Annotated in this window: 17 protein-coding genes, 1 tRNA gene and 1 pseudogene; 13 read left to right on the forward strand and 6 right to left on the reverse strand. The window is 71.0% G+C overall.

Features of this window, described 5'->3' with window-relative positions; all coding sequences use genetic code 11:
- Positions 1-7: 7 nt before the first annotated feature.
- Positions 8-910: an ATP-binding protein gene (locus ACYQ1K_RS00360; protein WP_459980386.1), complete on the reverse strand. Its 903-nt coding sequence runs from the start codon at positions 908-910 to the stop codon at positions 8-10.
- Between the two features lie 69 nt (positions 911-979).
- Here ACYQ1K_RS00360 and ACYQ1K_RS00365 point away from each other — a divergent pair, with 69 nt between their 5' ends.
- Genes ACYQ1K_RS00365 through ACYQ1K_RS00375 form a run of 3 tightly spaced genes read left to right on the forward strand, consistent with a single transcriptional unit; the run spans position 980 to position 3,531 of the window.
- Positions 980-2,341 carry a hydroxyacid-oxoacid transhydrogenase gene (locus ACYQ1K_RS00365; RefSeq protein WP_459980387.1) on the forward strand — a complete coding sequence of 454 codons (1,362 nt, stop codon included), beginning with the start codon at positions 980-982 and terminating at the stop codon, positions 2,339-2,341.
- A complete protein-coding gene (locus ACYQ1K_RS00370) occupies positions 2,338-2,787 on the forward strand; it encodes an acyl-CoA thioesterase (RefSeq protein ID WP_459980388.1) in 450 nt (149 codons plus the stop codon). The genes ACYQ1K_RS00365 and ACYQ1K_RS00370 overlap by 4 nt, the downstream gene beginning before the upstream one ends.
- Positions 2,788-2,844: 57 nt before the next feature.
- On the forward strand, positions 2,845-3,531 hold the full coding sequence (locus ACYQ1K_RS00375; RefSeq protein ID WP_459980389.1) for an NAD-dependent deacylase: 687 nt from the start codon (positions 2,845-2,847) through the stop codon (positions 3,529-3,531).
- 126 nt (positions 3,532-3,657) lie between these two features.
- Here the strand turns inward: ACYQ1K_RS00375 and treZ are convergent, their stop codons facing one another.
- Genes treZ through glgX form a run of 3 tightly spaced genes read right to left on the reverse strand, consistent with a single transcriptional unit; the run spans position 3,658 to position 10,045 of the window.
- Positions 3,658-5,424 carry a malto-oligosyltrehalose trehalohydrolase gene (gene treZ / locus ACYQ1K_RS00380; protein ID WP_459980390.1) on the reverse strand — a complete coding sequence of 589 codons (1,767 nt, stop codon included), beginning with the start codon at positions 5,422-5,424 and terminating at the stop codon, positions 3,658-3,660.
- Positions 5,421-7,793: a malto-oligosyltrehalose synthase gene (gene treY / locus ACYQ1K_RS00385; protein ID WP_459980391.1), complete on the reverse strand. Its 2,373-nt coding sequence runs from the start codon at positions 7,791-7,793 to the stop codon at positions 5,421-5,423. Before treY ends, treZ begins: the two co-directional genes overlap by 4 nt.
- Entirely contained in the window at positions 7,793-10,045 is a 2,253-nt protein-coding gene (gene glgX / locus ACYQ1K_RS00390) for a glycogen debranching protein GlgX (protein ID WP_459980392.1), read from the reverse strand. The genes treY and glgX overlap by 1 nt, the downstream gene beginning before the upstream one ends.
- Positions 10,046-10,102: 57 nt before the next feature.
- Between glgX and ACYQ1K_RS00395 the strand changes: the two genes are divergently transcribed.
- The 4 genes from ACYQ1K_RS00395 (at position 10,103) to thpR (ending at position 14,143) form a co-directional block, all read left to right on the forward strand.
- Complete coding sequence (locus ACYQ1K_RS00395) at positions 10,103-11,578, forward strand: MDR family MFS transporter (protein WP_459980393.1); 1,476 nt, start codon at positions 10,103-10,105, stop codon at positions 11,576-11,578.
- Between the two features lie 23 nt (positions 11,579-11,601).
- On the forward strand, positions 11,602-12,747 hold the full coding sequence (locus tag ACYQ1K_RS00400) for an acyl-CoA dehydrogenase family protein (RefSeq protein ID WP_459980394.1): 1,146 nt from the start codon (positions 11,602-11,604) through the stop codon (positions 12,745-12,747).
- Between the two features lie 107 nt (positions 12,748-12,854).
- The gene (locus tag ACYQ1K_RS00405) at positions 12,855-13,574 is read left to right on the forward strand and encodes a VIT1/CCC1 transporter family protein (protein WP_459980395.1); all 720 of its coding nucleotides are present in this window, start codon (positions 12,855-12,857) and stop codon (positions 13,572-13,574) included.
- The gene (thpR, locus tag ACYQ1K_RS00410; protein ID WP_459980396.1) at positions 13,574-14,143 is read left to right on the forward strand and encodes an RNA 2',3'-cyclic phosphodiesterase; all 570 of its coding nucleotides are present in this window, start codon (positions 13,574-13,576) and stop codon (positions 14,141-14,143) included. The genes ACYQ1K_RS00405 and thpR overlap by 1 nt, the downstream gene beginning before the upstream one ends.
- Positions 14,144-14,398: 255 nt before the next feature.
- Here thpR and upp read toward each other — a convergent pair whose 3' ends face one another.
- Positions 14,399-15,040, reverse strand: coding sequence for a uracil phosphoribosyltransferase (gene upp / locus ACYQ1K_RS00415; RefSeq protein WP_459980397.1), 642 nt, complete (start codon positions 15,038-15,040; stop codon positions 14,399-14,401).
- 75 nt (positions 15,041-15,115) lie between these two features.
- Between upp and ACYQ1K_RS00420 the strand changes: the two genes are divergently transcribed.
- Positions 15,116-15,601, forward strand: a complete 486-nt coding sequence (locus ACYQ1K_RS00420) for a tRNA adenosine deaminase-associated protein (protein ID WP_459980398.1) — start codon at positions 15,116-15,118, stop codon at positions 15,599-15,601.
- 58 nt (positions 15,602-15,659) lie between these two features.
- Entirely contained in the window at positions 15,660-16,091 is a 432-nt protein-coding gene (locus ACYQ1K_RS00425) for a nucleoside deaminase (RefSeq protein WP_459981159.1), read from the forward strand.
- 138 nt (positions 16,092-16,229) lie between these two features.
- On the opposite strand, the gene ACYQ1K_RS00430 is transcribed toward ACYQ1K_RS00425, so the two are convergent.
- Entirely contained in the window at positions 16,230-16,961 is a 732-nt protein-coding gene (locus ACYQ1K_RS00430) for a FadR/GntR family transcriptional regulator (protein ID WP_459980399.1), read from the reverse strand.
- Positions 16,962-17,102: 141 nt separating this feature from the next.
- Between ACYQ1K_RS00430 and ACYQ1K_RS00435 the strand changes: the two are divergent.
- From ACYQ1K_RS00435 to ACYQ1K_RS00450, 4 genes and pseudogenes are all read left to right on the forward strand, one after another.
- Positions 17,103-17,864, forward strand: a pseudogene (locus ACYQ1K_RS00435) ((Fe-S)-binding protein); the annotation flags it as partial.
- A 128-nt stretch (positions 17,865-17,992) separates the two neighbouring features.
- The gene (locus ACYQ1K_RS00440; protein WP_459980400.1) at positions 17,993-19,483 is read left to right on the forward strand and encodes a lactate utilization protein B; all 1,491 of its coding nucleotides are present in this window, start codon (positions 17,993-17,995) and stop codon (positions 19,481-19,483) included.
- On the forward strand, positions 19,480-20,106 hold the full coding sequence (locus tag ACYQ1K_RS00445) for a LutC/YkgG family protein (RefSeq protein ID WP_459980401.1): 627 nt from the start codon (positions 19,480-19,482) through the stop codon (positions 20,104-20,106). Before ACYQ1K_RS00440 ends, ACYQ1K_RS00445 begins: the two co-directional genes overlap by 4 nt.
- Positions 20,107-20,149: 43 nt before the next feature.
- A tRNA-Ser gene (locus tag ACYQ1K_RS00450) sits at positions 20,150-20,239 on the forward strand.
- The last annotated feature ends 283 nt before the right edge of the window (positions 20,240-20,522 follow it).

A 20,522-nucleotide genomic window follows, 5' to 3' on the forward strand; every position in this document is an offset into this window, starting at 1 on the left:
GAGTCGCTCAGCCGGTCCGCAGCTCGAGCACGAACCAGACCGTGGTGCCGTCGTCGTCGGGCTCCGAGCCCCAGCGGCTGCTCAGCGCCTCGACGATCTGGAGACCTCGGCCGGCGACGGGCAGCGCCTCGTCGGGGTCGAGTAGGCCGGGCTGGTGGCCGAGGGGACTGCCCTCGTCGCGCACGGCGACGCGGATCTCGTCCTCGTCGACGCTCACCTGCACGTACGACGCCGCCCCCGTGTGCAGGACGGCGTTGGTGGTGATCTCCGAGAGGCAGAGCGCGGCGTCGTCGATCGTGTCCTCGTCGACCGCCTGTTGGCGCAGCATCTCGCGGAGGTGTCGGCGCGCAAGGCCGACTCCCGTGGCGCCCTCGATGCGGAGACCGGTCACGACACCGGAGTCCCCGACACCGGTGTCACCCGAGCCGGCCTCGCCCTGCTCGCTGGCAGGGCGCGCTCGGGGTCGTGCCCGGAGGAGGTCCTCAGCAGCGGCGGCGGCGACATCGAGGACCGCCGTCTGCAGCTGCGGCTGGAAGCCCGCGGCGTCGTCGACGTAGACGACGACTCCGCCGACGAGGCTGTCCAGGTGTGCGAGCGGCTGCGCGATGAGCGCAACCGTCGCGGTGCCGTCCTGTCGGCCGACGAAGTCGGGGAAGCGCTCGTCGAGCTCCTTGAGTGTGCCGGCGATCGGACGACCCGACCGCACGACCGCCGTGAGCGGAACGTCGTCGTAGGCGTCGATGTAGCACCAGTCGACGACGTCTCCGTCACGGTCGGAGGCGGTGAAGCGCAGCCGGCGCCCGGCGCCCTCGGTCAGCGCCAGACCTGCGCGGTGCACCCCCGGCAGTGCGACGAGCGTGGCGAGGGCCCGCCTCGCGACCGCGTCGACGGTGACGGGTCGCTCCGACACGCCCTCCATAGCACCGGATCATAGGCGTCGGCGCCGACCCCGACGTACCTGTGGTTGCATGGCGCCACGATGTGCCCTCACTTCCCTCATGCCCACGCCCACGCCCACGCCCACGCCCAGGACAAGGTGCAGCACGTCGACCTCGAGTCGGCCTTCACCGTCGACTCCTCGCGGGTCACCTTCGGCGCCGGCTCGCTGCACGAGGTCGGTGACCGCGTGGCCGGCCACCTGAGGGACGGGGGCCGGGTCGCGCTGTTCACCGACGCGCGGCTCAGGGCCACCGAGTGGTACGACGACGTGCTCGCCGCCCTGCGCCGGCGCCATCTCGAGGTGGTCGTCTTCGACGGCGTCCTCGTCGAGCCGACCGATGCGTCCATCGGCGAGGCCGTGGCCTTCGCGCGTGAGTCGGATGTCGATGGGTTCGTCTCCCTCGGCGGTGGCTCGGTGATCGACACCGCCAAGCTCGCCAACCTCCTCGCCACCCATCCCGGCGACCTCCTCGACTACGTGAACGCCCCGCTCGGGGCGGGTCGGCCCGTCCCAGGCCCGCTGAAGCCGCACGTGGCGTGTCCGACGACCAGCGGCACCGGCAGCGAGGTCACGGGGATCGCGATCTTCGACCTGCTCAGCGCTCACGCGAAGACCGGCGTCTCGAGCGCTCGGCTCCGGCCGACCGAGGCGGTCGTCGACCCGCGCACGACGGCGTCGCTGCCGGCCGACGTGGTGGCCAGCAGCGGGCTGGACGTGCTCTGTCACGCGGTGGAGTCGCTGACGGCGCGGCCCTACACGGCGCGACCCGCCTCGAGCCCGGCGACGAGCCGGCCGGCGAGCCAGGGCGCCAACCCGTGGAGCGACCTCGGCGCGCGCGAGGCGATCGAGCTGATCGGCCGCTTCCTGCGCCGCGCGGTCCGCGACCCGCGTGACGAGGAGGCGCGGCACCGGATGATGTGGGCGGCCACCCTCGCCGGGATCGCCTTCGGCAACGCGGGCGTGCACGTGCCGCACGCGATGGCCTACGCCGTCGCCGGCCGGCTGCATGACATCGGGGGCACCTACCGCCCGGCGGGCTACCCACCCGACGCTGCCTTGGTCCCGCACGGATTCGCGGTCGCCGTCAGCGCCCCCGCGGCGTTCCGGGCCCTCGCGCCGACGGCACCGTTCCGCCACCTCGAGGCGGCCCGGCTGCTCGGGGGCGAGGTCGCGGGCGTCCGACCCGCCGAGGCGGGCGACGTCCTCGCCGAGACGATGGCCGACCTGATGCGCGATATCGGGGCACCCAACGGCCTCCGGGGAGTCGGCTACACGCTCGAGGACGTCCCCGACCTGGTGAAGGGCGCCGCCCCTCAGCGCCGTCTGCTCGACAACGCCCCGAGCCCGGTGCAGGAGGCCGAGCTCGACACCATCTTCCGTGCGGCGCTGAGGTGCTGGTGACCGGCTCCGCCGGCGGTGCGCCGGGCCGGCCGGCGTACCTCGACTATCCCCATCACGCACAGCTGACCACACGGTGGAGGGACAACGACGTCTACGGCCACGTCAACAACGTCACCTACTACAGCTACTTCGACACGGTCGCGAACGCCTACCTCATCGAGCACGGCGGCCTCGCAATCGAGAGCTCGCCGGTGATCGGCGTGGTGGTCGAGTCGGGGTGCCACTACCACGCGTCGGTGGCCTACCCCCAGCGGCTGCGGGCTGGTCTGCGCGTCGACCGGCTCGGCAACCGCTCGGTCACCTACGGCATCGCGATCTTCACCGAAGAGTCTGACGAGGCGGCCGCCCACGGGCACGTCGTGCACGTGTTCGTCGACCGTGACACCCGCACGTCCGTCCCGATCCCCGGCCGGCTTCGCGAGGCGCTGGCGGCGATCGCGGTCTGACGGCCGGGCTTCCTACCTCGACGAACCGTCCACGACCCGGCCCGTACCCTCGACCGCGTGAACATCGTGGTTCTGACCGGTGCGGGGATCTCCGCGGAGAGCGGGGTGCCGACCTTCCGGGCGGAGGACGGCCTCTGGGAGGGGCATCGGGTCGAGGACGTGGCCACGCCCGAGGCGTTCGAGCGCGACCCCGAGACGGTGCAGCGGTTCTACGACGCGCGGCGCGCCCATCTGGGGACCGTCGAGCCCAACCCGGCTCATCTGGCGCTCGCCGAGCTCGAACAGCACTCGGAGCACGACGTCCTGGTCGTCACCCAGAACGTCGACGACCTGCACGAGCGGGCCGGATCGCGCAGCGTCGTGCACATGCACGGCGAGCTGCTGAGCGCCTGGTGCCTGGCCTGCGAGGGCCGGTTCCGCTGGGAGGCCGCGCTCCTCGACCAGCCGGCCTGCCCCGGCTGCGGCGATCAGGCGATGCGACCCGACATCGTCTGGTTCGGCGAGTTCCCCTACGAGATGGACCACATCGAGGCGGCCCTCCGGCGCGCGGACCTGTTCGTCTCGATCGGCACGAGCGGGGCCGTCTACCCGGCGGCGGGGTTCGTGCAGTCCGCTCGTGCGTACGGCGCCCGCACCCTCGAGCTCAACCTCGAGCCCTCCCAGGGGACGGTCCTCTTCGACGAGCACCGGCACGGACCCGCAGGCACGGTCGTCCCCGCCTGGGTGGCCTCGCTGACCAGGTGATCGGCGTCTGTCCGTCGGGGTAGTGCCCGTGGGGGGCCGTCCGCCCGGGGTAGTACGGGACGATTCCGACCATTACCGGCCAGTAGACCGCGGGAAACGTCCCGAACTACCCCGAGCAACGCGACCTCACGAGTTGAGCAGCGCCCCGGCGTGCGGGGGGAGGGTGAGGTCGGAGCCGTCGTACGCCGCCCCCACCGGTGTCGCGAAGCGCAGCCGCATCCCGGGCGCGGGCAGCGTGGCCGGCGTGTCGCCGAAGTTCACGGCGATGAGCGTCTCCCCGCGTCGCAGCGTGAACACCCGTGTCGCCTCGTCGGCGGTGCACGCCACTCGCGTGAAGTCGGGGTCGGTGATGTCGGGCAGCTCGCGTCGCAGGTCGGCGAGCATCCGGTAGACCTCCAGCAGGCGGGCGCCGCGCCCCGACGAGGCCTCCGACCAGCTGAGCTTCGAACGGCCGAAGGTCTCGGGGTCCTGCGGGTCGGGGACGTTCGCGGGATCCCACCCATGCGCGGCGAACTCGGCGATCCGCCCCTCCGCGGTCGCGCGGCCCAGCTCAGGCTCGGGGTGGGAGGTGAAGAACTGGAACGGCGTCGAGGCCGCGAACTCCTCGCCCATGAACAGCATCGGCGTGAACGGTCCGCACAGCGTCAGCAGGGCCGCGCACGCCAACTGGTCGTCGTCGAGATGAGCGCTGAGCCGGTCACCGATGGCGCGGTTGCCGATCTGGTCGTGGTTCTGGTTCGCGACGACGAGCCGCCAGGTCGGCATCGTCGCCCGGTCGACCGGCCGTCCGTGAGTCCGGCAGCGGAAGGACGACCACGTGCCGTCGTGGAAGAAGCCGCGCTCGCACACCTTCGCGAGAGCCGACAGCGGCTCGAAGTCGGCGTAGTAGCCCTGCGTCTCCCCGGTCAGCGCGACGTGCAGCGCATGGTGGAAGTCGTCGCTCCACTGCGCGTCGAGCCCGCGGCCACCGGCCTCGCGAGGGGTCACCATCCGCGCGTCGTTGAGGTCCGACTCCGCGATCAGGGTGAGCGGCCGTCCCTGGTGCGCCGACAGGGCAGCGACCTCGATCGCCATCTCCTCCAGGAGATGGGTCGGCGAGGCGTCGGCCAACGCGTGCACGGCATCGAGCCGCAGCCCGTCGACGTGGTAGTCGAGCAGCCACATCCGGACGTTGTCGAGGATGTAGCGGCGTACCTCCTCACCACCCGGGCCGTCGAGGTTGACCAGGTCGCCCCAGGTGTTGCGTCCCTCCTTGAGGTAGGGGCCGAAGAGGGGCAGGTAGTTCCCGGACGGGCCGAGGTGGTTGTAGACGACGTCCTGGATGATGCCGAGGCCCGCGGCATGACAGGCATCGACGAAGCGCTGGTACGCCGCGGGGCCGCCGTACTCCTCGTGCACGGCGTGCCACAGGACGCCGTCATAGCCCCAGTTGTGGGTGCCGTTGAACGCGTTGACCGGCAGCAGCTCGACGAAGTCGACGCCGATCGACCGGAGATGGCCGAGCCGCTCGGCGGCCGCGTCGAGGGTGCCCTCGGGAGTGAAGGTGCCGAGGTGCAGCTCGTAGATCACCGACCCCGCCAGCTGACGGCCGGTCCAGTGGCCGTCGCCCCAGTCGTACGCCGACGCGTCGAACGTCCGCGACAGCGCATGGACCCCGTCGGGCTGTCGGCGCGACCGAGGGTCCGGCCTCGGCGTCGGGTCGTTGTCGAGAAGATAGCCGTAGTCGAGGTCGGCGTCAGGGTCCGACCCGGCGCCAGGTATCGGCCCCGTGGGCGTCCACCAGTCGTCGTCCCCGCGGGTCATGTCCACGGTCTCCCCGCCGACGACCAGTCGGACCTGCTCGGGGCGGGGCGCCCAGACGTCGAAGCGTGCGCGCGTCGGACGGGCCGTCATGCCTGCACCCTCACCAGCAGTGCGACGGGGTAGATCGCGAGCAGGCAGCCGAGCTGGCCCGTCGTGGTCTCGGCTCCGGTGAGCTCGTCGCGCCAGCGGCCGGGCGGGAGCTCCAGACGCGTGCCCTGCCAGCCGCCCGCGCGCTCGAGTCCGAGGGGGAGGCGGGTCGCGACCGTGAGCGCGCCGCCACGGTCGAACGCGACGACGTGGTCGGCGCCCGGTCCGGTGGCCGGCACCGGCGCATATCCGGTGAACAGCTCAGGCCGGTCGCGGCGCAGCGTGAGGGCGCGGTGCACGAGGTGGAGCTTCGCCGCGCCCGGGTCTTCGACGGAGTCGGTCGGAGGTGGCGGCGTGTCCAGGGAGCGAAACAGCTTCGCCCGCAGGTCGAGGTCGACCGGTCGCCGGTTGTCGGGGTCGACGAGGCTCTGCTCCCACAGCTCGCTGCCCTGGTAGACGTCGGGCACGCCCGGCATCGTCAGGGCGAGCAGCTTGGCGGCGAGCGCGTTCGACCAGCCGGGCCGGGTGATCCGCGCGAGGAACGGCTCGATCACGCTGCGGACCCGCTGGTCGTCGTACAGGCTGTCGACGAAGGCGTGCACGCCCTCCTCGTACGGCTCGTCGACCTCCGTCCACGTGGTGTGGTCGCCGGCCTCCCGCATCGCCTTCTCGGCGTAGGCGTGCAACCGCTCACGCGACACCGGCCAGGCGCCCAGCGCCGCCTGCAGCAGCAGGGACGCGAAGCCCGGGTCCGGCGGCGACGTCAGGCCGAGGACCGCGTCGAGCGCGCCTGCCCACTCGCCCGGCAGCTCCGCCAGCACGCCGATGCGAGCGCGGACGTCCTCTCCGCGCTTGGTGTCGTGCGTGGACAGCGTCGTCATCGCGTGAGGCCACCGTTCCTGCCGCCGCGTCATCGCCTCGTGGAAGTCCGCCACCGACGAGGAGAAGTGCGAGGGGTCGCCGCCCACCTCGTTGAGCGAGGTCAGCCGCGACCAGCGGTAGAACGCGCAGTCCTCGACCCCCTTGGCCATCACCATGCCGCTGGTCTGCTGGAAGCGCCGCGCGGGCTGGGACCAGGGGTCGGCGAGCACCGGCAGCAGCAGGTCGTACGTCGCCGCCAGGTCGGGTCGGTGGATCCGGGCACGGGTGAACGCCTCGTCGAGGTGCTCGCGACCCTCGGGCAGGTAGGAGCGGTAGACACCGAAGCAGGCGAGCAGCTCGGCGACCGCGTCCGCGACCGCCGCGAACGAGCCGGCGGGACCGTCGACCGCGTCGAGACGTTGCAGCTCCCGGGTGATCCGCCTGACCTCGGAGTTCAGGATCGTGTCGGCCACCTGCCGCTTGAGGTCGCGGGTCATCGTCTGCCACTCGACAGGGGCGCCACGGAGGCGACTCTCGAGCTCGTCGAGTGGCTGCTCGCCCGTCGGGTCGGTCAGGACGCGGTCGACGAGGGCGAGCGCGTCGTAGCCCGTCGTGCCGGCGGTCGCCCAGTCGGCGGGCAGCTCCTCGCCCGTCTCGAGGATCTTCTCGACCAGGACGTAGGCACCGCCGGTGAGCGCCGCCAGGTCGTCGAGGTAGCGGCGCGGGTCGCGCAGGCCGTCAGGGTGGTCGACACGCAGGCCGTCGACGAGGCCCTCGTCGAACCACCGCTTGATCTCCACGTGGGTCTCCGCGAACACCTCCGGATCCTCGACCCGCACCGCCGCCAGCGTGTTGACCGCGAAGAAGCGCCGGTAGTTCAGGCCCTCGTCGGCGACATGCCAGTTGACCAGCTCGTAGTGCTGGCGGTCGTGGACGTCGTTCGGGTCCTGTCCCGGCTGACCGGGATCCCAGGTGCCGGGAGCGATCGGGTAGCGGTGGTCGTGGTAGAGCAGCTCGCCTCCTTCGGGGGTCTCGACGAGCCGCAGGTTCGCGATCGGGCCGCCCGCGCTGTCGGGATCGGCCACGGGCTGGTCGTCGTCGCCGACGACGGGGATGCGGATCCGCCCCTGGCCGGCGGCCCAGTCGACGTCGAAGGCGTTCGCATGCTCCGACTCACGGCCGAGCCGGAGGACGTCCCACCACCAGGGGTCCTCCGCGGGCGTGGCGACGCCGACATGGTTCGGCACGATGTCGACGAGGACCCCCATGCCCAGGCGTCGCGCCTCCTGCGAGACCGCGGCGAGCCCCTCAGGGCCGCCGCGGTCGGGGTCGATGCGGTCGAAGGCCACCACGTCGTACCCGTGGTCGCTGCCCGGCTCGGCGGCGAGTAGGGGCGAGAGGTAGACCCAGTCCACGCCCAGGTCGTGGAGGTACGGCAGCCGCCGGGCCGCCTCGAAGAGGTTGAAGTCGTGGGTGATCTGCAGCCGGTAGGTGCTGGCCGGGATGCGCATCATCCCTCCTTGCCCGCTCCTGGGGTGTTGGGTTTGCTGCCGGACTGGCCGGACTGGCCGGTCTGGTTCGTCTGGCCGGACTGAGCCGCGACCGACGCGGCGACCGACAGGTCGGGTGCCACCTCGGGCTCCTTGTGCTCACGGAGGACGACGACCGAGTTGGCCGCCAGTGTCAGCACCGAGCCGCTGACGAGCGTCCCGCGGTCGCCGGCGGCGCCGCCGGTGTCGATGATGACGTCCCAGTCGACGGCGTACTCGTCCGTCGGCAGGACGACCTCCAGCTCGTCGCCGGCGTTGAAGTAGAGCACGAAGTGGTCGTCGACGATCCGCTCGCCGCGGCTGTCGGTCCCCGCGATGCCCTGGCCATTGAGATACATGCCGAGCGCCTGCCCGCCGTCCCACTCGCCGTCCTCCATCGGCTTGCCCGACGGTGCGAGCCAGACGATGTCGTTGAGACGGTCGCCCTCGCCGCCGACGATCGGCGTGCGGACGGTGTGGCCGGTGAAGAAGCGCCGGCGCCGGAAGGTCGGGTGGGAGCGCCGCAGCCGGATCAGGGCCGCAGTGAACTCCACCAGGGGCATGTCCGCCTCGTCCCAGTGCACCCAGCTCAGCTCGTTGTCCTGGGCGTAGACGTTGTTGTTGCCCTGCTGGGTCCGGCCCAGCTCGTCGCCGTGCAGGATCATCGGCACCCCTTGGCTCAGCAGGAGCGTCGCCAGCAGGTTGCGCTGCGACTTGGCCCGCTCGGCCAGGATGGCAGGGTCGTTGGTCGGACCTTCGGCGTCGTGGTTCCAGGACCGGTTGTGGCTCTCGCCGTCGTTGTTGTCCTCGCCGTTCGCCTCGTTGTGCTTCTCGTTGTAGGAGACGAGGTCTCGCAGCGTGAAGCCGTCGTGGGCGGTGACGAAGTTGATCGACGCGAACGGGCGGCGGCCGCTGTGCTCGTAGAGGTCCGACGACCCCGCGAGGCGGGAGGCGAACTCCCCCAGCGACGGCTCGCCGCGCCAGAAGTCCCGGACGGTGTCGCGGAACTTGCCGTTCCACTCGGTCCACTGCGGGGGGAAGCCGCCGACCTGGTAGCCGCCCGGGCCGATGTCCCATGGCTCGGCGATCAGCTTGACCCGGGAGACGACCGGGTCCTGCTGCACGAGCTCGAAGAAGGATGAGAGCCGGTCGACGTCGTAGAACTCGCGCGCCAGTGTCGCCGCCAGGTCGAACCTGAAGCCGTCGACGTGCATCTCGGTCACCCAGTAGCGCAGCGAGTCCATGATCAGCTGCAGCGCGTGCGGCTGCCGCACGTTGAGGCTGTTCCCGGTGCCGGTGTAGTCCATGTAGTACCGCTTGTCGTCTTCGACGAGGCGGTAGTACGCCGGGTTGTCGATGCCCTTGAAGGAGAGCGTGGGGCCGAGGTGGTTGCCCTCGGCGGTGTGGTTGTAGACGACGTCGAGGATGACCTCGATGCCGGCGTTGTGCAGGGTCTTCACCATCTGCTTGAACTCCTGCACCTGCTGGCCGGCGGCGCCCTCCGGTTGGCTGGAGTACGCCGCATGGGGCGCGAAGAAGCCCAGCGTGTTGTAGCCCCAGTAGTTGCGCAGGCCCTTCTGCAGCAGGGTGTCGTCCTGGACGAACTGGTGGACCGGCATGAGCTCGATCGCGGTGATGCCGAGCTTCGTCAGGTGCTCGATGGTGGCCGGGTGCGCGACGCCGGCGTACGTCCCTCGCAGGTCCTCCGGCACGTCGGGGTGGAGCTGGGTGAGCCCCTTGATGTGCGCTTCGTAGATCACCGACTCGTTGTAGGGGTAGGCCAGCCGCCGGTCGCCCTCCCAGTCGAAGAAAGGGTTCACCACGACTCCCAGCATCATGTGCGGGGCGGAGTCGTCGTCGTTGCGCTCCTCAGGCGCGTCGAACTGGTAGCCGAAGAGACTCTGGTCCCAGTCGATCTCGCCGTACGTCGCCTTCGCGTAGGGGTCGAGGAGCAGCTTGTTCGGGTTGCACCGCAGACCCTGCATCGGGTCCCAGGGACCGTGGACGCGGTAGCCGTAGCGCTGCCCCGGCTGCACCTGTGGCAGGTAGCAGTGCCACACGAAGGCGTCGACCTCGGTCACCTCGACTCGCGTCTCGGTGCCGTCATTGTCGAAGAGGCAGAGCTCCACCCGCTCGGCGACCTCGCTGAAGAGCGCGAAGTTGGTTCCGCTCCCGTCGAACGTCGCACCAAGGGGGTAGGGCTGCCCGGGCCAGACGTCCACGGGTTCGATCATGCCGCTCAGTAACCATCGAAGGGAATGATCAACGCCCAGATCGCCTTGTCTTTGCACGTGACGACCACCACGGGGATCAGCAGGCGCGACGTCGGACTGCGCAGCGAGCGTGGGCCGATCCTCCTGGCCGTGATGCTCAGCACAGGGCTGGTCGCGATCGATGCGACGATCCTGGCGACGGCGGTGCCGAGCGTCGTGGCGGACCTGGGTGGGTTCACGCAGTTCCCGTGGCTGTTCTCGATCTATCTGCTCGCGCAGGCGGTCACGGTGCCGATCTACGGCAAGCTCGCCGACGTCCTCGGGCGCAAGCCGGTGATGCTGCTGGGCATCGGGCTGTTCCTCGGCGGCTCGCTGCTGTGCGGGGTGGCGTGGGGCATGGCGCCGCTGATCGTCTTCCGGGCGATCCAGGGCCTCGGTGCCGGTGCGGTGCAGCCGATGGGCATGACGATCGTCGGCGACATCTACACGATGGAGGAGCGGGCGAAGGTCCAGGGCTACATCGCGAGCGTCTGGGCGACCGCATCCCTCGTCGGACCCACTCTCGGGGGCGTCTTCTCCGACTACCTGAGCTGGCGCTGGATCTTCTTCGTCAACCTGCCGCTCGGCCTCGTCGCCCTCTGGCTGCTCCAGCGGGACTTCCACGAGCGGGTCGAGCGGCGCCGCCACAGTGTCGACGTGCTCGGCGCCCTGCTGCTGACCGGCGGGGGCATTCTGCTGCTCCTCGGCCTGCTCGAGGGTGGCCAGCGCTGGGCGTGGGACTCGGCCGCGAGCATCGCGGTCTTCGTCTCGGCAGCCTTGCTGCTCGTCGGCTTCGTGGTGGTCGAGACCAGGGCCGCCGAGCCGGTGCTGCCGCTGTGGGTCTTCCGACGGCGCACGCTCAACGCGGCGAACGCGGGCAGCCTGCTGGTCGGGTGCGTGATGCTCGGGCTCTCCTCCTACGTCCCGCTCTTCGCGCAGGGCGTGCTGGGCACCGGGGCGGTGGTCGCCGGTCTCGCGCTCGCGGCGATGACCCTCGGATGGCCGCTCGCGGCGAGCAACTCGGGCCGACTGTTCCTCACGGTCGGCTTCCGGGTGACGACGCTGATCGGCGCCGTCGCGACGACCGTCGGCGGGTTGCTGCTGCTGACGGTGAACGGCGCCAGCCCCGTGTGGTGGCTGGCCGTGCCGAACTTCGTCATGGGGGTCGGCTTCGGCCTCGTTGTGAGCCCCGGGGTCATCGCCGCGCAGTCCAGCGTGGGCTGGCGCGACCGCGGCGTCGTCACCGGGGCCAACATGTTCGCCCGCAGCGTCGGCAGCGCCGTCGGCGTCGCTGTCTTCGGCGCGATCGCCAACGGCGTCGTCCGCTCCCACACGGGCTCGTCCGCCGGCCTTCAGCACTTGAGCGCCGACGTCCTCGAGCCGGCCGTGCACGCCGTCTTCGCGGCTGCGGCGGGGATCGCCGTACTCCTGCTGCTGGCTGCCGCCGCCATGCCCAAGCGGGTGGTCTCGCCCGAGGTCTCGCCTGAGGCGTCCCCCGAGGTTACGGACGAGTAACTTGTCGGGGTAGCATGGCGCGCATGCAGCGCGACATCTACGACGAGGACCACGAGGACTTCCGGGCCTCGGTGCGCCAGTGGCTCGAGCGTTCGGTCATCCCGAACACCGACAAGTACATCGCCGAGAAGGCCCTTCCGCGCGAGTTCTGGCTCGAGGCGGGGGCGAACGGGTTCCTGGGTCTGTCGATCCCGGAGGAGTACGGCGGCGCCGGCGCCGGGGACTTCCGCTTCAACGCGATCCTCGAGGAGGAGCTCGCGAAGATCGGGGCGGCGTACCCGACCTGCGTCGGCATCCACGTCGACATCACCGCGCCCTACATCGTCGAGCTCGGCACGCCCGAGCAGAAGGAGCGGTGGCTCCCGGGTGTGGCGTCCGGCGAGATCCTGCTCGCCATCGGCATGACCGAGCCGGGCGGCGGCTCCGACCTCGCCGCGCTGAAGACCACCGCCGTCCGTGACGGCGACGAGTGGGTCATCAACGGCTCGAAGACGTTCATCACCAACGGCTACTCGGCCGACCTCATCGTCGTCGCCGCGCGCACCGACCCCGAGAAGGGCGCCAAGGGCATCACCCTCTTCGGCGTCGAGGCGACCAAGGAGGGCTTCAGCCGCGGCCGCAAGCTCGACAAGGTCGGCATGGAGGAGTCCGACACCGCCGAGCTCTTCTTCTCCAACGTCCGCGTCACCGACGCCGAGGTCATCGGCGAGCTGAACATGGGCTTCATCCACATGATGCAGAAGCTCCCGCAGGAGCGGATCTCGTGCGCGGTCGCCAACACCCACCACGCCAAGCAGATCCTCGTCGAGACGCTGCAGTACGCCAAGGACCGGAAGGCCTTCGGCCAGTCGATCGGCAACTTCCAGCACAACAAGTTCCTCCTCGCTGAGCTGTTCACCCAGATCGAGGTGTGCGAGGCCTACATCGACAAGTGCGTCTCCGCGCACACCCGCGGCGAGCTGACCTCGACCGAGGCCGCCAAGGCCAAGTGGTGGTCGTCCCAGACGCAGTCGGAGGTGCTCGACCACTGCGTCCAGCTGCACGGCGGCTACGGTTTCATGAACGAATACCGCGTCGCCCGCGCCTGGCGCGACGCCCGCGTCACAAAGATCTGGGCCGGCTCCAACGAGATCATGAAGGAGCTCATCGGCCGCGAGCTGGGCCTGTAGCGGCGACCGGGCGGAGTACCCGGTTCACCGGGTACTCCGCCCGCCGCCTCGGTGAGCCCAGCCTCACCTTCTTTGCGACCGGTGCCGGCGCCTGGGACCATGGAGACATGGCTTCCCAAGCGCTCGCGGCGGACCACACGGAGCCGCAGGGCCTCGGCCTGAACAACCGGCTCAACTGGCTGCGCGCCGGCGTGCTCGGCGCGAACGACGGCATCGTCTCCGTCGCCGGCATCGTCATGGGCGTCGCCGGCGCGACGAGCGACCGCACCTCCATCCTCATCGCGGGCGTCGCGGGGCTGGTCGCGGGTGCGCTCAGCATGGCCGCCGGCGAGTACGTCTCCGTCTCCACTCAGCGCGACGCCGAGCTCGCCCTCCTCGACAAGGAGCGGCGCGAGCTGCACGAGATGCCGGAGGAGGAGTTCGCCGAGCTGGAGGAGATCCTCCAGTCCAAGGGGCTCACCGACGACGTCGCCCACCAGGTCGCCGTTCAGCTCACCGAGCGCAACGCCCTCAAGGCCCATGCCGTGCTCGAGCTGGGCATCGACCCCGACGACATCACGAACCCGTGGCACGCTGCCGGCGCCTCGATGCTCGCCTTCACGATCGGCGCGCTCCTGCCCCTGCTCACGATCCTCCTGCCGGATCCTTGGCGCATCTGGGTCACCGTCGTCGCCGTCGTCATCGCTCTCGCGATCACGGGCTGGACCAGCGCCCGGCTCGGCTACGCCCACCCCGTGCGGGCGGCGCTCCGCAACGTCGGCGGGGGAGCACTGGCGATGGCGGTCACCTACCTCATCGGGAGCCTGCTCGGCACCACGATCGGCTGATGCGCCTCTTCGCGGCCCTGATCCCGCCCGAGCGTGCCCTGGAGGATCTCGACGAGTTCCTGGATGTACGCCGCGAGGCGGGACCGTTCCGGTGGACCCAGATCGACCAGGTCCACGTCACACTGGCGTTCCTCGCCGACGTGCCCGACCGGGCGCTGGAGGAGCTGGTCGAGCGGCTCGGACGGGCCGCGGCCCGGCGTACGCCGTTCACCACCGCCGTCACCGGCGGCGGCGCCTTCCCCGACGCCGCCCGCGCCCGGGTGCTGTGGGCGGGCCTCGAGCTCGACGAGACCGGTCGCACCGAGCTGAGCCGCCTGGCCACGGGGGCCCGCGCTGCGGCCAGCAAGAGCGGCATCGCCGTCGACGGCCAGCGGTTCCGCCCCCACCTCACTGTCGCGCGGCTGGGTCGGCCGCAGGAGGTGACGAAGTGGGTGAGGCTGCTCGACGCCTACCGAGGCCCGTCGTGGCATGCCGACACCGTCAGCCTGGTGCAGTCCCACCTCGGTGAGGGCGCAGGCAACCGGCCGCGCTACGAGGTCGTCGCCGAACTGCCGCTGCGCTCTGCTTGATTGCGCTCGCTCCGCTCGCGCGGCCGCGGCGCCCGCCAGGTCTCGCCTTCCTCCGCTCCGTTCGGTCGCTGGCGCTCCCTCCCTGCGCTGCGTCCAGGCAAGACCGGCGCCGCGGCGGGGCTTGATTGCGCTCGCTCCGCTCGCGCGGCCGCGGCGCCCGCCAGGTCTCGCCTTCCTCCGCTCCGTTCGGTCGCTGGCGCTCCCTCCCTGCGCTGCGTCCAGGCAAGACCGGCGCCGCGGCGGTGCTTGATTGCGCTACTGCGCGAGGCCGTAGAGCCGGTCGCCGGCGTCGCCGAGCCCTGGGACGATGTAGCCCTTGTCGTTGAGCTTCTCGTCCAGCGCCGCGGTGACGATGGTGACGGGGATGTCGATGCCGGCCAGGCCTGCCTCGAGGTTCGCCAGCCCCTCGGGGGCCGAGAGCAGGGTGATGCAGGTGATGTGGTCGGCGCCGCGGTCGACGAGGAACCGGATCGCGGCTGCCAGGGTGCCACCGGTCGCGAGCATCGGGTCGAGCACATAGCACTGACGGCCGGACAGGTCCTCGGGGAGCCGTTCGGCATACGTCGTCGCCTGCAGCGTCTCCTCGTTGCGCACCATCCCGAGGAAGCCGACCTCGCCCGTTGGCAGCAGCCGCATCATCCCGTCCAGCATGCCGAGGCCGGCGCGGAGGATCGGGACCACGAGTGGCGTGGGCCGCGCGAGGCGCACACCGGTCGTCGGCGCCACCGGCGTCCTGATCTCGTGTGCCTCGACGCGGACCTCGCGGGTCGCCTCATAGGCCAGCAGGGTCACCAGCTCGTCGGCCAGCGCGCGGAACGTCGGCGAGTCGGTCGTCTCGTCTCTCAGGCGCGTCAGCTTGTGCGCGACGAGCGGGTGGTCGACGACGTGGGTGCGCATGGGCGGAACACTATCGGTGCGCCAGGACGGTCAAAGGGGGTTGGCGCGTCGCGCTGTGGATGTCAGGCTGGTGCCATGTCGGGTGAGATGGAAGGGGTCGACTTCGCCCTCGCGGTCTACCGCGAGGAGGGAGTCTGGCAGGTCCAGGAGATCGCGCATGACCTCCTGAGCGATGTCGAGACACTGGCGCACGCGCTGCGCCGCTTCCCAGGCGACGGCGGCGCCGTCGGCCTCATCGGCATCGACGAGGACTTCTTCGTCGTCGTCCGGGTGGTCGGTGCCAGCGTCAGCGTGCTGCTCTCCGACGTCACCGCCGCCGACGAGTGGGAGCTCGCCGCGAGCGTCGTGGAGCACCTCAACCTCCCGATGCCCGAGGAGGACGACGATCCCGAGCCCGCCGGCGATCTCGGCCTGCTCGCTGATGCCGGCATGACCGCGATGGACATGGCGGTGCTGCTCGACGACGAGGAGCTCTATCCCGACGAGATGCTCTCCGAGGTCGCCCGCCGGCTCGGCTTCGGCAAGCTCTTCGACGACGCGGTGGGTCTCACCAGCGCCTGAGCCGCCCAGGACGTCATACGATCCGGTTGCCATGGCAGCCACCCCGTATGACGTCGCGATGCGGGAGGCCTTGGCCGAGGCACGCGCGGCGCTGTCCACCGGGGACGTCCCGATCGGCGCCGTCGTCCTCGATCCGGGCGGCGAGGTGATCGGCCGAGGCCGCAACGTGCGCGAGGCGGCGGCCGACCCGACGGGGCACGCCGAGGTGGTCGCGCTCCGTGAGGCGGCGGCGCATCAGGGGGAGTGGCGCCTCGAGGGATGCACGCTCGTGGTGACACTCGAGCCGTGCACGATGTGCGCGGGCGCCCTCGTCCTCGCGCGGGTCAGGCGGCTGGTCTTCGGTGCCTTCGACGACAAGGCGGGCGCGGTCGGGTCGCTCTGGGACGTCGTACGCGATCGGCGCCTCAACCACCGGCCCGAGGTCGTCGCCGGCGTGCTGGCCGACGAGTCGACGGCGCTGCTCGAGGAGTTCTTCCGCGGCCAGCGCTGATGCGCCGGCCCGCGGCGAACAGGTGGGACATCCCCGTGAAGCGCATCTGAACGCGCCGAGCGGACGCAGATGACCACCGCTCAGGGGCGGCTCGGCCCGGGAGCGGCGGTCATCTGCGTCCGCTCGGCGACCAGCAGGTCAGCTTGTGACCCCGGGCAGCCAGTGGCTCGTGCCGCGGATGTGTGCCTCGACCGTGTCGGCGGCGATGGCGCCGTCCCCGTCGACGATCGCGGAGTGGATCGCGTGGTGCTCCTCGCGCAGACCGGGACGCACCTGCGTCCACTCCTCGCCGAGCTGCTCGAGCCCGCGGAGGATCGGACGGCGTGTGGAGTCGCGGATGGCGATGGTCATGTCCGCGACGAGCCGGTTGCCGCCGGCTTCCGCCATGGCGATGTGAAACTCGGTGTCCAGGTCGTTGAACCGCTCGCGGTCGATGTCGTCGTCGTCCATCGCCACCAGGAGCTCGTGCATCCGCGCGATCTGCTCTTCGTTGGCGTGGGCGGCCGCGAGGCTGGCCGAGAACCGCTCGAGCATGACCCGAGCCTCGACGACGTCGGCCATGGGGAAGTTCGCGAGGGCGACGTGGAGGCGGAGCAGCCGGTTCAGCGCCTCGGAGGGGACCGCCGAGACCACCGTGCCGGCGTCGGGTCCGGACCCCACAGAGGAGCGCACCACACCTTGGGCCTCGAGGGTGCGGATCGCTTCGCGTACGGCGGCCCGCGACACCTGCAGTCGCGCCGCGAGGTCACGCTCCGCCGGCAGCCGTTCGCCCACGCGGAGGGTGCCCGACAGGATCTGCTCCTCGACCTGGTCGACCACCAGCTCGTAGGCCCGGCTGCGCGCGACAGGACGCCAGGCGGCCTCACTCATCGGATCTCCTCGCTCCTCGCCCGCGCCGTTCTTGACCCTGCACAGCTCGACGCTGCACAGCTTGACGTTGGGCAGCCGTCACCTTACAGTCACGAGTCTGTGGTCTGACCACACAGAGGTCAAGGCGGGAAGGTGGTCCGAATGGCGGCCAGCGAGAAGGGGGCTGGTGCGATGCGGGTCGCCCTGATGGTCACGTGCATCAACGACGCGCTCTACCCGCGCACCGGTCAGGCGGTGGTGACGCTGCTGCGTCGCCTCGGCGTGGAGGTCGAGTTCCCGGAGGCGCAGACCTGTTGTGCGCAGCCGATGGTCAACACCGGCTATCTCGACGAGGCCGTGCCCGTGGTGCGGACCTTCGTCGACGCCTTCGCCGGGTACGACGCCGTGGTGACTCCGTCCGGGTCGTGTGCCGGCTCCGCGCGTCACCAGCACTCCATCGTGGCCCGACGCTCCGGCGACGCCGGCCTGGTGAGGGCGGTCGAGCAGACGTCGCCCCAGGTCTATGAGCTGTCCGAGTTCCTCGTCGACGTGCTCGGCGTGACCGACGTGGGGGCGTACTTCCCGCACACGGTCACCTACCACCCGACCTGCCACTCCCTGCGGATGCTCGGGGTCGGCGACCGGCCGCGGCAGTTGCTGGAGAACGTCCGCGGGCTGACCCTCGTCGACCTTCCCGCGGCCGAGGTGTGCTGCGGCTTCGGCGGGACGTTCGCCGTCAAGAACGCCGACACCTCGATCGCGATGGGCTCCGACAAGGTGCGGCACGTGCGGGACACCGGCGCCGAGGTGCTGGTGGCGGGCGACAACTCCTGCCTGACCCACATCGGGGGGCTGATGACCCGTCAGCGGGCCGGCGTACGCGCTGTGCACCTCGCCGAGATCCTCGCCTCGACCGAGGCCGACCCCGGTGGTCGAGTAGCGAGCGCCAGCGATCCTCGGAGGTCGAGTGCGAGCGCCAGCGATCCTCGGAGGTCGAGTGCGAGCGCCAGCGAGCGTATCGAGACCCGTATCGAGACCCGGGAGTCTGAGCGATGAGCGGCACCTTCGTGGGGATGCCGACCTTTCCCGTGGCGGCCCGGGAGGCGCTCGGCAATGCCCAGCTCCGACACAACCTCGCCCACGCGACCAGCACGATCCGTGCCAAGCGGGCCCGACTCGTCGAGGAGGTCACCGAGTCGATGGGCGGCACCTCCGGCTGGGAGGAGCTCCGGCTGGCCGGCGCGGCGGTCAAGGAGGCGGCGCTGCTCGACCTCGACCAGCAGCTGATCAGGCTCGAGGAGACCCTCACAGCCAACGGCGCGACCGTGCACTGGGCGCGCGACGCGGACGAAGCGTGCCGCATCGTCGCCGACGTCGCCCAGCGTCACGGCGTCGACGAGGTCGTCAAGGTCAAGTCGATGGTCACCCAGGAGATCGGCCTCAACGAGGCGCTCGAGGCGAAGGGGATCGCGGCCTGGGAGACCGACCTCGCCGAGCTCATCGTCCAGCTCGGCCACGACCTCCCGTCCCACACCCTGGTGCCGGCGATCCACCGCAACCGTGCGGAGATCCGGGAGATCTTCCTGCGCGAGATGAAGAAGGTCGGCCGTCCCGCTCCCGACGACCTGACCGACGAGCCCGCGGTGCTCGCTGCCGCGGCGCGCGAGCACCTGCGCGAGAAGTTCCTGCGCGCCAAGGTCGGCGTCTCCGGCGCCAACTTCGCCGTCGCGGAGACGGGCACGCTGGTCGTCGTCGAGTCCGAGGGCAACGGTCGGATGTGCCTGACGCTGCCCGAGGTGCTGGTCTCCGTCGTCGGCATCGAGAAGGTCGTCGCGCGCTGGGAGGACCTCGACCCGCTGCTCCGGCTCCTCCCGCGCTCCTCGACCGGCGAGAGGATGAACCCCTACACCTCGACGTGGTCCGGCGTCCATGCCCGAGAAGGCGACCTGAGCGACGGGCCGGCCGAGGTCCATGTGGTGCTCCTCGACAACGGCCGCACCAACGCCCTGGCCGACCAGGTCGGACGGCAGGCCCTGCGCTGCATCCGGTGCTCGGCCTGCCTCAACGTCTGCCCGGTCTACGAGCGCACCGGTGGGCACTCCTACGGCTCGGTCTACCCCGGTCCGATCGGCGCGATCCTCAATCCGCTGCTCAAGGGCATCGGCGGCGACGACCAGGTGGACTCGCTGCCGTACGCCTCCTCCCTCTGCGGCGCCTGCTTCGAGGTCTGCCCGGTGCGCATCGACATCCCGTCGGTCCTCGTCGACCAGCGCGCGAAGGTCGTCGACGCCCATCGAGCCAAGAAGGGGGTCCGCATGCCGAAGGCCGAGGTGGTCGCCTTCAAGGGCGCGGCGATCGCGCTCGGGGACGCGCGCAAGTTGCGGTTCGGGGAGCGGTTCACGCGGTTGGGGCTCGGCATCGGGCGGCGCTTCGGCGCCTCGGCCTGGACCGCCGCCCGGGACCTCCCGCCGGCGCCGCAGGAGTCGTTCCGCGCGTGGTGGAAGCGGACCGACGGAGGACGGGCGAACGGGGGCGCCCGATGAGCGCCCGCGACGACATCCTGGGCCGCGTCCGCGCGGCGCTCGCCGACGTCTCCGACATCCCGGCCCAGCCGGCCGCCCCCCGGCGTACGCCGCCCCGCGACGTGCTCGGCCTCTTCGCCGAGCGGGTGGCCGACTACCGCGCCACGGTCGTGAGGTGTACGCCGGACACGCTCGCCTCCGCCGTCGCCGACGCACTCCCGGCCGGTGCCTCTGTGATCGTCCCCGGCGGCCTGTCGGTCGACGTCCAAGGCGCCGTTGTGGACGACGGGACGCTGACCGCCCATGACCTCAACCTGATCGACGCGGTGGTCACCGCCGCCGCCGTGGGCATCGCCGAGACCGGCACGATCGTGCTCGACCACGGCCCCGACCAGGGCCGCCGCGCCATCACCCTGGTGCCCGACACCCACGTCTGCATCGTCCGTGCCGACCAGGTCGTCGTCGACGTCCCGGACGCCATCGCGCTGCTCGGCCCGGCGGTGGCCGCCGGGAGCCCGCTGACCTGGATCAGCGGCCCTTCCGCCACCAGCGACATCGAGCTCAGCCGGGTCGAGGGCGTGCACGGTCCGCGCAACCTCCACGTGGTCATCGTCGAGCGTGCCGCGGGGGTGCCGAGCGTCTGAGGCGATTTCGTTCGGTACGCCGTTCTCCGGTAGCCTCACCGGCGGTGACGTGTCCGAGCGGCCTAAGGAGAACGCCTCGAAAGCGTTTGTGGGCGCAAGTCCACCGAGGGTTCAAATCCCTCCGTCACCGCCAGGGGCTGGACACGAGATTCCTCGGGTCGAGTCACGAATGAGGAAACGACGCCGGTTCCGGCTCCGATGAGGGGCTGGGATCGGCGTCGTAGCCGTTTCGGTGGCTCGAGACCGCCGTGAGCCAAAAGCGCGCTGCCCAGGTTCGCTGGTCATGCCCGCGCGGCTCGCCTGTTCGAGAGGCGGAAGCCGCTGAGGGTCGGTCGGCAAGGGAGGGGTCTCACGCGCCCCGTATTGCCCTGCCGATAGAGACGATGTAGGTTGAATCAAGACAAGAGGAGTTGATT

The organism is Nocardioides sp. AN3 (assembly GCF_054653495.1).

What these genes read in the sequence shown, in the direction of transcription:
- ACYQ1K_RS00365 (WP_459980387.1), top strand. Translation starts at nt 980, where the DNA reads ATGTGCCCTCACTTCCCTCATGCCCACGCCCACGCCCACGCCCACGCC.
- treZ (WP_459980390.1), bottom strand. Translation starts at nt 5,424, where the DNA reads ATGACGGCCCGTCCGACGCGCGCACGCTTCGACGTCTGGGCGCCCCGC.
- treY (WP_459980391.1), bottom strand. Translation starts at nt 7,793, where the DNA reads ATGCGCATCCCGGCCAGCACCTACCGGCTGCAGATCACCCACGACTTC.
- glgX (WP_459980392.1), bottom strand. Translation starts at nt 10,045, where the DNA reads ATGATCGAACCCGTGGACGTCTGGCCCGGGCAGCCCTACCCCCTTGGT.
- ACYQ1K_RS00400 (WP_459980394.1), top strand. Translation starts at nt 11,602, where the DNA reads ATGCAGCGCGACATCTACGACGAGGACCACGAGGACTTCCGGGCCTCG.
- ACYQ1K_RS00405 (WP_459980395.1), top strand. Translation starts at nt 12,855, where the DNA reads ATGGCTTCCCAAGCGCTCGCGGCGGACCACACGGAGCCGCAGGGCCTC.
- thpR (WP_459980396.1), top strand. Translation starts at nt 13,574, where the DNA reads ATGCGCCTCTTCGCGGCCCTGATCCCGCCCGAGCGTGCCCTGGAGGAT.
- upp (WP_459980397.1), bottom strand. Translation starts at nt 15,040, where the DNA reads ATGCGCACCCACGTCGTCGACCACCCGCTCGTCGCGCACAAGCTGACG.
- ACYQ1K_RS00420 (WP_459980398.1), top strand. Translation starts at nt 15,116, where the DNA reads ATGTCGGGTGAGATGGAAGGGGTCGACTTCGCCCTCGCGGTCTACCGC.
- ACYQ1K_RS00425 (WP_459981159.1), top strand. Translation starts at nt 15,660, where the DNA reads ATGCGGGAGGCCTTGGCCGAGGCACGCGCGGCGCTGTCCACCGGGGAC.
- ACYQ1K_RS00430 (WP_459980399.1), bottom strand. Translation starts at nt 16,961, where the DNA reads ATGAGTGAGGCCGCCTGGCGTCCTGTCGCGCGCAGCCGGGCCTACGAG.
- ACYQ1K_RS00440 (WP_459980400.1), top strand. Translation starts at nt 17,993, where the DNA reads ATGAGCGGCACCTTCGTGGGGATGCCGACCTTTCCCGTGGCGGCCCGG.
- ACYQ1K_RS00445 (WP_459980401.1), top strand. Translation starts at nt 19,480, where the DNA reads ATGAGCGCCCGCGACGACATCCTGGGCCGCGTCCGCGCGGCGCTCGCC.